The organism is Haemophilus parainfluenzae, from assembly GCF_014931375.1.
Lineage (GTDB): Bacteria > Pseudomonadota > Gammaproteobacteria > Enterobacterales > Pasteurellaceae > Haemophilus_D.
The window spans coordinates 101467-113565 of sequence record NZ_CP063117.1; the positions used below are offsets into that span (position 1 = coordinate 101467).

The window sequence follows — 12099 nt, forward strand, 5'->3', positions numbered from 1 at the left end:
TTCACTATTTGAATCAATGTGCTGAATAGGGTCGCAGCCGCCTTCGGGCGGCTGTGTGTTGAAACATTGTTGCTTTTTTTGCCTTTATGGTCTAATGCTGCAGCCGCCTTCGGGCGGCTGTGTGTTGAAACAAACCAAGCTTATTCGATACAACAGCATTATTTTGCAGCCGCCTTCGGGCGGCTGTGTGTTGAAACTGCTGCGCAAAAAGGAGAAGGTACGGACAGCTTGGCAGCCGCCTTCGGGCGGCTGTGTGTTGAAACATATCATTTAATAATATGCGCTCCTGCTTGCCTGCAGCCGCCTTCGGGCGGCTGTGTGTTGAAACTAATGGCTCAAATTCCTCAAAATATTTCCCATTTTGCAGCCGCCTTCGGGCGGCTGTGTGTTGAAACAAGGTTGCGAAATACGACCAAATTCCACAAAGCCAAGCAGCCGCCTTCGGGCGGCTGTGTGTTGAAACAACATGGGATAAGTTACCACCAAATGCTCAAGCTGCGCAGCCGCCTTCGGGCGGCTGTGTGTTGAAACTAAGGTTACCAGTTATGAATCAAATTTAGATCCAAGCAGCCGCCTTCGGGCGGCTGTGTGTTGAAACTAATTCTTGGTTTTTTTGACCTTTTACGATAGAAGGCAGCCGCCTTCGGGCGGCTGTGTGTTGAAACACTATAATGCTCCTTGGTTAGATGCAACTTTATGGCAGCCGCCTTCGGGCGGCTGTGTGTTGAAACATTATTGCATCGCCTGTTGGCAATAAATCACCTTGGCAACCGCCTTCAGGCGGTTTTGCGTTGCAATAAAACTCAATAAATTTGAATAGTATAATATTTACCTTCCTACTCTATCCCTCAACCCAATTCATACCCAACAACATTCCCCCTTGTATTTCCCACCCATTCGCTCTAGACTATGCCCCATTTTTAGCTTTCATGATTTATAATTATGCGTGTTTCCGACTTTCATTTTGACTTACCTGATGAGCTGATTGCTCGTTACCCTAAAAAAGATCGCTCTTCTTGTCGTTTACTACAACTAAACGGCGAAAACGGGGAAATTTCTCACCGCACGTTTACTGATGTATTAGATTTAATCGGCGAAGGTGATTTGTTGATTTTTAACAATACGCGCGTAATCCCTGCTCGTATGTTTGGTCGTAAAGCCAGCGGCGGGAAAATTGAAGTGTTGGTGGAACGTGTTTTAAGTGAACATCATTTCTTAGCGCATATTCGTTCATCAAAAGCTCCGAAAGAAGGTGCTGAATTATTTTTAGGTGAAGATAAGCTCGGTGAAAATAATGGCGTAAAAGCGATTATGGTCGGTCGTCAAGATGCCCTTTTTGAGGTGGAATTAGCGGATAAAAGTCGCAATGTACTTGATGTGTTACAAGAAATCGGTCATATGCCTTTGCCGCCTTATATCGATCGCCCTGATGAAGAAGCGGATCAAGAATGTTATCAAACCGTATATAACAAAGTGCCAGGTGCAGTGGCTGCACCAACAGCTGGTTTGCATTTTGATGATGAGCTTTTACAAAAATTACACGAAAAAGGCGTTAATTTTGAATTTGTAACTTTACATGTGGGCGCCGGTACATTCCAACCCGTACGTGTTGAAAATATTGAAGATCACATTATGCATGCAGAATATGTGGAGCTTTCTCAAGAAGTCTGCAATGCCATTATTGAAACGAAAAAAGCGGGCAAACGTGTCATTGCTGTGGGGACAACATCAGTGCGTTCTGTCGAAACCGCTGCCCTATCTGCGGAAGAAAATGGCAACCCAGATTTAATTGAACCTTATTTTTCTGATACGTCCATTTTTATTTACCCGGGCAAATCATTCCGTGTAGTGGATGCGTTGATTACCAACTTCCACTTGCCAGAAAGTACATTGATTATGTTGGTGTCTGCCTTTGCTGGCTTTAGCCACACCATGAATGCCTATAAAAGTGCGGTCGAAAATCGCTATCGTTTTTTCAGTTATGGCGATGCAATGTTCATTACCAAAAATCCCAATGTGAAAGGCTTAGAATAAGTGGTTTGACTTATTTTCAACCAACTCATAAAATACCTATCAAGAAGCCTGTACTAACAGGCTTTTTTATTGAACAACAACCTACGAACTGTTTATTCGTTGAGGAAAAAAATGAAATATGAATTAGATAAAACCAGCGGCAGTGCACGTCGTGGTCGCTTGGTGTTTGAACGTCCACAAGGCACGTTCACCGTAGAAACCCCTGCTTTTATGCCAGTGGGTACTTATGGCACCGTAAAAGGCATGACACCAGAAGAAGTGCGTGCGACAGGTGCAGAAATTTTGCTTGGTAACACGTTCCATCTATGGCTTCGTCCTGGACAGGAAGTGATGCGTAAACACGGTGATTTACATGACTTTATGCAATGGCATCGTCCGATTTTGACTGACAGTGGCGGTTTCCAAGTATTTAGTTTAGGTAAATTACGCAAAATCACCGAAGAAGGCGTAAAATTCCAAAACCCAATTAACGGTGAGCGCATTTTCCTTTCGCCTGAAAAATCCATGGAAATTCAATATGATTTGGGTTCTGACATCGTGATGATTTTCGATGAATGCACGCCTTATCCTGCGACTTTCGATTATGCAAAAAAATCCATGGAAATGTCTCTTCGTTGGGCAAAACGCAGCCGCGATCGCTTTGATGAATTAGGCAATAAAAATGCACTATTCGGTATTATTCAAGGTGGCGTATTTGAAGAATTACGCAAAGTATCACTAGAAGGCTTAGTCAATATTGGCTTTGACGGTTATGCGGTGGGCGGTTTAGCGGTAGGCGAACCAAAAGAAGACATGCACCGTATTTTAGAATACATCTGCCCACAAATTCCAGCTGACAAACCGCGCTATTTAATGGGCGTGGGTAAGCCAGAAGATTTAGTGGAAGGCGTGCGTCGTGGTATTGATATGTTTGACTGTGTAATGCCAACCCGTAACGCACGTAACGGCCATTTATTCGTCACGGACGGCATTGTTAAAATCCGTAATGCAAAATACCGCGATGATACGAGTCCATTGGATCCAGAATGTGATTGCTACACCTGTAAAAACTACACAAAAGCGTATTTATATCATTTAGATAAATGCGGTGAAATTTTAGGTGCACGCTTAAATACCATTCACAATTTACGCTATTATCAACGTTTAATGGCGGAAATTCGTCAAGCTATCGAAGACGATCGTTTTGATGATTTTGTGGTGGAATTCTATGCTCGCATGGGCAAACCTGTTCCCCCATTACAATTAGTAGATAAATCATAATTGATGAAAGTGCGGTAGAAAAGTGATTCGTTTTTTGACTGCACTTTTTAACAAAGGAAACCTTATGCAAATCCTTGAACCTCAGCAATTTGCCACTTGGAATGAGCCGATTGATATGCTTTACGCCTGTCATAGCAAGGTGAAACGCTTTTGTAAGCAGCTCACCATTCTTCCAGGCTATTTAGAAAAGAATGGCGTGAATCAAGCCGTATTAAATGATGTGAAAACCATTTTGCAGTATTTTAATCACGCGGCGCCACTTCATCATGATGATGAAGAAAAAGATTTTTTCCCTGCTTTAATTGAAAAAGCGCCTCAAGCGAAAGAATCGGTAGATGAATTAGAACGCCAACATGTTACTTTGCATGAAAATTGGGCAAAGCTTTCGGAGCAGCTGGAAGAATTGATTGCAGAGAAACGCACTGATGTAGATGAAAGGCTGATTACGCTATTTGTAGCAAGTTATGATAGACATCTTGCCCTTGAAGAGCCGCTATTTGAGCTTGGTAAGCAATATTTATCCGCAGAACAACTCACAGCTATGGGCAAAATTATGTTTGCTCGTCGCCAAGCTTAAACCATGAAATATCAATTAAATTTGACCGCACTTTCCTGCCCGATTCCGCTTTTAACGGCGAAGAAAGCTTTGGCAAATTTAGCGCCAAATGATGAATTAGTTTTGCAATTAAATCGTCAAAGTGCGGTAGAAAATTTTGTTGTTTTTTGTGAAGAAAATCAATGTGAATTAGTGGATAAACATTGGCTTTCCGAGCAAATCTTCGAAGTTTGCTTGAAAAAAATCAATTAATCCTAAAATTCTCGTTGTTATTGCCTTCATCGGCTTTTACTGAATGCCGTTTTATGGTATTTTACGCACACTTTTAACTTTTCATTTATAAGGAAAACACAATGGAAGCACAAAGCCCAATGTCCACGTTATTTATTTTCGTGATCTTCGGTTTAATTTTTTATTTTATGATTTACCGTCCACAAGCGAAACGTAACAAAGAACACAAAAAATTAATGTCTGAATTAGCGAAAGGCACTGAAGTATTAACCGCTGGTGGTTTGATTGGTAAAATCACCAAAGTAACCGAAGGTGCTGAAATTGTTATCGCTTTAAACGATACTACTGAAATCACGATTAACCGTAACTACATCGTTTCAGTATTACCGAAAGGTTCTGTAAAATCTCTCTAATTTAAATTCCTAAAGGGAAAACTATGTTAAATCGTTACCCATTATGGAAGAATCTAATGGTGATCCTTGTGGTCGCCATTGGTGCTTTATACTCTCTTCCAAATATCTATGGTGAAGATCCTGCGGTGCAAATTTCCGGTACACGCGGACAACAAGCAGACACCACCGCATTAACTGAAGTACAAAATGTACTGAAAGAAAATAACCTTCCAACCAAATCTATCGTTCTTGAAAATGGCTCCATTCTTGCCCGTTTCACCAACACAGATGACCAACTTCTTGCCAAAGATAAAATTGCAGAAAAACTTGGCACTAACTACACCACCGCATTAAACCTTGCACCGGCAACACCGGCTTGGTTAAGCAGCATTGGTGCAAATCCAATGAAATGGGGTTTGGACTTACGTGGTGGTGTACGCTTCTTAATGGAAGTGGACATGAATTCTGCGCTTGCTAAACGTCAAGAACAGTTACAAGACACATTACGCAACGAATTACGTAAAGAAAAAATTCAGTTTACGGCGATTAAAAATGGCGACAAATTTGGTACAACGGTCACATTAGAAAACGCAGACCAAATGTCAAAAGCAGCGCGTATTATTCGTCAGTTACACCCAACATTAGACGTGTCTGACATTGGTGACAACACCTTAAACCTTGCCCTTTCAGAAGCGGCATTAACAGAATCACGTAACTTAGCCATCGAGCAAAACTTAACGATTTTACGTAAACGTGTCGCTGAATTAGGCGTAGCTGAAGCGGTTATCCAACGTCAAGGTGCAGAACGTATCGTTATCGAATTACCGGGTGTTCAAGATACGGCGCGCGCAAAAGAAATCTTAGGGGCAACCGCAACACTTGAATTCCGCATTGTGAATTCATTAGTGAACCCTGAATCCGCTGCTCGTGGTATGTTGCCTTCTGATACAGAAATCAAATATGACCGTCAAGGTCGACCTGTTGCGCTTTACAAACGTGCGGTATTGGGTGGTGAACACATCATCAACTCAAGTTCTGGTTTAGACCAAAACACCAGTACGCCACAAGTAAGTGTAACCTTGGACAGTGAAGGCGGCGAAATCATGTCGCAAACTACCAAGAAATACTACAAAAAACCAATGGCAACCTTGTATGTAGAATACAAAGACAACGGTAAAAAAGACGAAAATGGCAAAACCATTTTAGAGAAAAATGAAGAAGTCATTAACGTCGCAACCATTCAAGGGCGCTTTAGTTCTAACTTCCAAATTACGGGTGTAAGCAGTTCTGCAGAAGCACAAAACCTTTCTATGTTATTAAAATCAGGTGCATTAATTGCGCCAGTGCAAATTGTTGAAGAACGAACAATCGGTCCTTCTCTTGGTGCACAAAACGTAGAACAAGGTATTGATGCAAGCTTCTGGGGCTTAATTGCCGTCATAGTCTTCATGCTGATTTACTATAAAATCTTCGGTATTATCGCAAGCTTCGCCTTGGTGATTAATATCGTTTTATTAGTCGGTTTGATGTCTATCCTACCTGGTGCAACACTCACCATGCCGGGGATTGCGGGTATCGTATTAACCCTGGGGATGTCGGTGGATGCCAACGTACTTATTTTTGAGCGTATCAAAGAAGAAATTCGTAATGGTCGTCCAATCCAGCAAGCCATTAACGAAGGTTATAACGGTGCATTCACCTCTATCTTCGATGCGAACTTAACCACAATTTTAACGGCAATCATTCTTTATGCTGTGGGTACCGGTCCAATTCAAGGCTTTGCGGTAACCCTTGCATTAGGTGTAGCAATTTCAATGTTTACAGCGATTACTGGAACACGTGCTATCGTGAACTTCCTATACGGCGGTAAACGTCTTGAAAAATTATCAATTTAGGTAGGATAAGATGAGATTATTTGCAAAAGATAAAAACGGACATTTTATCCGTGAAGTGAATGGGATTAAATTGCCATTCCCTCTCACTGAATTTATGAAAGTGAGATTTGTAGGGTATGCATTTTCCGCAATTTTAATGGCGATTTCCCTCTTCTTCATTGTGACAAAAGGCTTCAACTGGGGCTTGGATTTTACCGGTGGTGTGGTATTTGATACTCACTTCTCACAACCGGCTGATTTAGAAAAAATCCGTGGCACATTAAATCAAAATGGGATTGCAAGCCCGATTGTACAAACAACGGGTTCTGTACAAGACGTGATGATTCGCTTACCGGCTGACAATAACGATTCTGCTATTGGTGATCACGTTAAAAGCATGCTCCAAACAATTGACCCTAATATTCATATTAACAGTATCGAATTCGTCGGTCCAAACGTTGGTGAAGAACTGGCTCAAGGTGCGGTTTATGCGACCCTTGCAACCCTAGCAATGATGTTAATTTACGTGGGCTCACGTTTTGAATGGCGTTTAGGTTTTGGTGGTATTGCCTCACTTGCGCATGACGTGGTGATTACACTCGGTGTATTCTCTGCATTACAAGTCGAAATGGATTTAACCTTCGTGGCGGCGATTCTTTCCGTTGTAGGTTATTCTATCAACGATAGTATCGTGGTATTCGACCGTGTTCGTGAAAACTTCCGTAAAATTCGCCGTGTAGAAACCATCGATATTATTGATATTTCCTTAACGCAAACCTTATCGAGAACCATCATGACATCTCTCACAACGCTTCTTGTTGTGATTGCCTTGTTCTTCTTTGGTGGTCCATCAATTCATAACTTCTCATTAGCGTTATTAATTGGTATCGGTTTTGGTACTTATTCATCAATCTTTATCGCGATTGCGATTGCTTATGATATCGGCCTACGCCGTGAACATATGATTCCACCAAAAGTGGATAAAGAAGTAGATGATTTACCTTAATCTATTAAACATCAGATAAAAAGAAAGCCACCATAACGGTGGCTTTTTTATTGCTAAAATTATGACATTTTATGACCGCACTTTAGTCGTTTACATCACCTAATAAAGCCGCATATTTCTTCGTTGATTCAGAGCTTTCTAAGGTAATTTTAAACGCCATTGTTAGCGGCACTGAAAGTAACATACCGACTGTACCGAGCAACCATCCCCAGAAAAGCAACGAAAAGAATACGACCAAGGTAGAAAGTCCTAAGGTTTTCCCCATCATTTTCGGTTCAATAATATTACCAATCACAATATTGGATGCAATAATACCAGCTGTCACGCCCATACCTACACCAAATCCATTCAGTAATAACGCTTGAACAATAATAGGCACTGCGGCAATAATCGAACCAATATTCGGAATGTAATTTAATAGGAAACTTAACGTCGCCCATAAAATGGCATATTGGACATCCATGACATCCAACAAAATCCACGTCGAGACGCCGGTAAGCAGACTAATCACCGTTTTCACACCAAGATAACTAATCACACCGTCTAAAATACGATCGATGTGATGTTCTTCCGCGACAACATCATGTTCATTATCACTTAAAACTAAAGCAAGTTTATGCTTCATGGTTGGTGCTTCAAGCAGCATAAAAATCACCGCTAAGATCAACACAAAAACATTCGTCACCACACCAGAAAAGTTTAATAACAAACGGCTCACAAAGTTCATGATCACACTTGGATCAAAATGCTCCATAATGGCTTCGCGAGAAATTACAATCGGCAATTTCAGTTTTTGAGCTAATGCCATGGCATCATTTATACGCTCTGAAAGCAACACTTTATATTGAGGAATTGAGCGAGTGAATTCCTGCACACTGCTGTTAATTAATCCTGCCAGGAAAAAGAATATGATTAAAATTAAGATAAACAACAAGGCAATCGCAATACCATGTGGCACTTTGCGTTGTGTCATCGCTTTAATTACCGGCGAACAAATAATGGCGATAAATAATGCCAATAAAAAAGGCACGACAATCTCCGCCGCCAATTTAATTCCCGCAAATACAATCACTAAAGCTGCCATTGCGACTAAAGTGCGGTTAAAATTTAAGTTTTTTTCCACTAAATGGCTTCCTCATTTTCTTCGCCTGTACGAACACGGATCACGCGTTCTACATCATAAACAAAGATCTTCCCATCACCGATTTTCCCTGTTTGGCAAGTTTCAACAATGGTTTCAAGACATTGTTCAAGTAAATCATCCGGCACGACAATTTCCATTTTCACTTTAGGTAGAAAATCCACCATATATTCCGCACCGCGATAAAGCTCTGTATGCCCTTTTTGGCGGCCAAAACCACGGACTTCAGTCACGGTCATTCCGCTAATACCGATATCAGATAAATTTTCACGCACATCATCTAATTTAAATGGCTTAATAATGGCTTCGATTTTTTTCATCTTATTTCTCCAAATTTTCACGGCGCGCGGCTTTCGGGCGGAAGCTTGTAATCACTTCAGGTTTGGTATCAATATAAATACCATCAATTAATTGCAAACAGTAAGGCACTGCACTAAAAATCCCTTTCACTAAGACTTTGCCTTGTTCATCTTTCACGCCTTCTAAGGTTTCTTTGATGGCTTTTGGTTGACCCGGTAAATTCAAGATGAGACTGTTTTTACGAATCACACCAACTTGACGAGATAGAATCGCTGTCGGCACAAAATGCAAACTGACTTGACGCATTTGCTCGCCAAATCCTGGCATTTCACGATCGGCTACCGCTAACGTTGCATCTGGTGTCACATCACGTTTTGCCGGCCCTGTACCACCAGTGGTTAGCACTAAATGACAATGGTGCTCATCCACCAATTCTTTCAACGTTTGTTCAATTAATGGCTGATCGTCTGGAATTAATCGTGTTTCCACTTCAAAAGGATCTACCAACGCTTGCTCTAGCCATTGTTGTAATTCGGGAATCCCTTGATCTTGATACACACCACTTGATGCACGATCTGACACTGAAACCAAACCAATTTTTAAAAGTGCGGTCATTTTTTTCCTCATTTTTATACGCAATACACAGCGTCATTCTACCCTATTTTATCTTTTACCAAAGCATAAAAAAGCCATTTAGCTTTCACTAAATGGCTTTTCATTTTACAAATTATTGTCTGGCTTGAACTTTGCCATCCACATAATCCACTGTGACTACTTTACCTGGTAATAATTGACCAGATAGAACTTGTTGTGCCAAGCTGTTTTCGATCTCTTGTTGGATTGCACGTTTTAATGGACGAGCCCCATAAATTGGGTCGTAACCCACTTCACCAATGAAATCTAATAACGCTTCGGTAAATACCAATTCGTAACCACGGGTTTCCATACGTTTTGCTAAACGTTCTAATTGGATGCTTGCAATCGCACGGATATTGTCTTTACCAAGTGGGTGGAATACCACAGTTTCGTCAATACGGTTGATGAATTCCGGACGGAAATGTTGACTCACCACAGACATCACTAAGGCTTTCATTTCACCATAGCTTTCGTCTTTGCTACCTTGGATCAAATCAGAACCCAAGTTAGAGGTCATAATCACCACCGTGTTACGGAAGTCCACAGTACGGCCTTGACCATCAGTTAAACGACCATCATCCAATACTTGTAACAAGATATTGAATACATCCGCATGGGCTTTTTCCACTTCATCAAGCAAAATCACCGAATATGGACGACGACGTACAGCCTCAGTTAGGTAACCACCTTCTTCATAGCCTACATATCCTGGAGGCGCACCCACTAAACGAGATACGCTGTGTTTTTCCATAAACTCTGACATATCGATACGCACCATCGCATCTTCGCTGTCAAAGAGGAATTTCGCCAATGTTTTGCAAAGCTCAGTTTTACCCACACCAGTTGGACCTAAGAATAAGAAAGAACCAATTGGGCGGTTAGGATCAGAAAGCCCTGCACGGCTACGACGAATCGCGTTTGCAACGGCATCGACTGCTTCTTCTTGACCGATCACACGTTTGTGCAATTCTTCTTCCATGCGTAAGAGTTTTTCTTTCTCACCTTCCATCATTTTAGAAACTGGGATACCCGTTGCTTTAGAAAGCACTTCGGCAATTTCTTCATCAGTTACACGATAGCGCAATAGGCTCATTTCTTTGCCTTCACCGGTTTCAGCGGCAGCAAGTTGTTTTTCCAATTCAGGAATACGACCATATTGAAGCTCAGACATTTTGCTTAAATCGCCAGCACGACGTGCTTGCTCCATTTCAGTTTTCGCTGCATCTAACTCTTGTTTGATGTGTTGAGAACCTGAAAGCGCTGCTTTTTCTGACTTCCATACTTCTTCAAGCTCAGCATATTCACGTTCTTTGTCAGAAAGTTCTTTTTCTAACATGTCTAAACGTTTACGGCTTGCTTCGTCTTCTTCTTTTTGTAACGCCTGTTGTTCCAATTTTAATTGGATGATACGGCGTTCAAGACGATCAAGCGGCTCAGGTTTAGAGTCAATTTCCATACGGATACTAGAAGCCGCCTCATCGATTAAGTCGATGGCTTTATCCGGCAATTGACGATCGGAAATATAACGATGCGAAAGTGTTGCCGCTGCTACGATTGCTGGGTCAGTAATATCTACATGGTGATGGATCTCATAACGCTCTTTCAAACCACGTAAGATCGCAATGGTATCTTCTACACTTGGTTCATCTACAAAGACTTTTTGGAAACGACGTTCAAGCGCCGCATCTTTCTCGATATATTGACGATATTCGTCTAACGTTGTTGCACCCACACAGTGTAATTCACCACGTGCCAAACTTGGTTTTAATAAGTTACCTGCATCCATCGCACCGTCAGTTTTACCTGCACCAACCATGGTATGGATTTCATCAATAAAGAGGATCACGCGACCTTCTTCTTTTGCAAGTTCATTTAATACCGCTTTTAAACGTTCTTCAAATTCACCACGATATTTTGCACCTGCAATCAAGGCACCCATATCTAAAGAAAGGACACGTTTGTTTTTCAAGCCTTCCGGTACTTCACCATTGACAATACGTTGTGCCAAACCTTCTACAATAGCGGTTTTACCTACACCAGGCTCACCGATTAATACTGGGTTGTTTTTGGTACGACGTTGCAATACTTGAATGGCTCGACGAATTTCTTCATCACGACCAATAACCGGGTCGAGTTTGCCACTTTCAGCACTAGCTGTTAAATCAATCGTATATTTTTCAAGAGCTTGTCTGCTTTCTTCTGCATTTTGATCGTTCACGCTTTGTCCTCCGCGAATATGTTGAATCGCTTGTAAAATTTGTTCTTTTTTCGCACCACATTTTTTCAAAATGTCATTTAATGCACCGCGCTCTTCAAGAGCCACTAATAAGAACAATTCACTGGAAATAAATTTATCTTGTTTTTGTTGTGCTAATTTGTCACATAAATTCAATAAGTTGAGTAATTGACGAGAAATTTGCACGTCTCCGCCATTACCTGACACTTGTGGCAATTTATTCAATTCTGCGTTTAATTCATTACGTAATAACGCGACATTCACGCCACTTGCTGTCAAAATCGGTGCAATTGAACCGTCTTGTTGATTTAAAAGTGCGGCCAATAAATGCACTGGTTCGATAAACTGATTATCTTTACCAAGCGCTAATGACTGCGCTTCACTGAGTGCTTGTTGGAATTTAGTGGTAAATTTTTCAATATTCATATCTTAT

At 41.3% G+C, this 12099-nt stretch carries 11 protein-coding genes and 1 CRISPR repeat array (1 of these 12 only partly in view); of the genes, 7 read left to right on the forward strand and 4 right to left on the reverse strand.

The genetic code is table 11. From position 1 onward, the window contains the following. Positions 1–731: a CRISPR direct-repeat array (repeat unit 32 nt; unit sequence GCAGCCGCCTTCGGGCGGCTGTGTGTTGAAAC); it begins 100 nt to the left of the window's first position. A gap of 211 nt (positions 732–942) precedes the next feature. From queA to secF, 7 genes are all read left to right on the forward strand, one after another. Continuing rightward, complete coding sequence (queA, locus tag INP95_RS00475; RefSeq protein ID WP_197560684.1) at positions 943–2034, forward strand: tRNA preQ1(34) S-adenosylmethionine ribosyltransferase-isomerase QueA; 1092 nt, start codon at positions 943–945, stop codon at positions 2032–2034. Positions 2035–2145: 111 nt separating this feature from the next. Further along, positions 2146–3294 (forward strand): tRNA guanosine(34) transglycosylase Tgt, encoded by a 1149-nt coding sequence (gene tgt / locus INP95_RS00480; RefSeq protein ID WP_197560685.1) that lies wholly within the window; start codon positions 2146–2148, stop codon positions 3292–3294. 64 nt (positions 3295–3358) lie between these two features. After that, positions 3359–3871, forward strand: coding sequence for a hemerythrin domain-containing protein (locus INP95_RS00485; protein ID WP_070868951.1), 513 nt, complete (start codon positions 3359–3361; stop codon positions 3869–3871). A 3-nt stretch (positions 3872–3874) separates the two neighbouring features. Further along, positions 3875–4102 (forward strand): sulfurtransferase TusA family protein, encoded by a 228-nt coding sequence (locus INP95_RS00490; protein ID WP_005695469.1) that lies wholly within the window; start codon positions 3875–3877, stop codon positions 4100–4102. Between the two features lie 101 nt (positions 4103–4203). After that, the gene (yajC, locus tag INP95_RS00495) at positions 4204–4494 is read left to right on the forward strand and encodes a preprotein translocase subunit YajC (protein ID WP_005695468.1); all 291 of its coding nucleotides are present in this window, start codon (positions 4204–4206) and stop codon (positions 4492–4494) included. Between the two features lie 23 nt (positions 4495–4517). Then, complete coding sequence (gene secD / locus INP95_RS00500) at positions 4518–6368, forward strand: protein translocase subunit SecD (protein ID WP_111327299.1); 1851 nt, start codon at positions 4518–4520, stop codon at positions 6366–6368. A gap of 10 nt (positions 6369–6378) precedes the next feature. Further along, positions 6379–7353 carry a protein translocase subunit SecF gene (gene secF, locus INP95_RS00505; protein WP_005697896.1) on the forward strand — a complete coding sequence of 325 codons (975 nt, stop codon included), beginning with the start codon at positions 6379–6381 and terminating at the stop codon, positions 7351–7353. A gap of 82 nt (positions 7354–7435) precedes the next feature. On the opposite strand, the gene INP95_RS00510 is transcribed toward secF, so the two are convergent. The 4 genes from INP95_RS00510 to clpB form a co-directional block, all read right to left on the reverse strand. Next, positions 7436–8476: an AI-2E family transporter gene (locus INP95_RS00510; protein WP_049364902.1), complete on the reverse strand. Its 1041-nt coding sequence runs from the start codon at positions 8474–8476 to the stop codon at positions 7436–7438. Next, positions 8476–8814 (reverse strand): nitrogen regulatory protein P-II, encoded by a 339-nt coding sequence (gene glnB, locus INP95_RS00515; RefSeq protein WP_005697836.1) that lies wholly within the window; start codon positions 8812–8814, stop codon positions 8476–8478. Before glnB ends, INP95_RS00510 begins: the two co-directional genes overlap by 1 nt. 1 nt (position 8815) lies before the next feature. After that, positions 8816–9409 (reverse strand): molybdopterin adenylyltransferase, encoded by a 594-nt coding sequence (gene mog, locus INP95_RS00520; protein WP_070868949.1) that lies wholly within the window; start codon positions 9407–9409, stop codon positions 8816–8818. 112 nt (positions 9410–9521) lie between these two features. Beyond that, positions 9522–12092 carry an ATP-dependent chaperone ClpB gene (gene clpB, locus INP95_RS00525; protein WP_197560686.1) on the reverse strand — a complete coding sequence of 857 codons (2571 nt, stop codon included), beginning with the start codon at positions 12090–12092 and terminating at the stop codon, positions 9522–9524. Positions 12093–12099 lie beyond the last annotated feature (7 nt).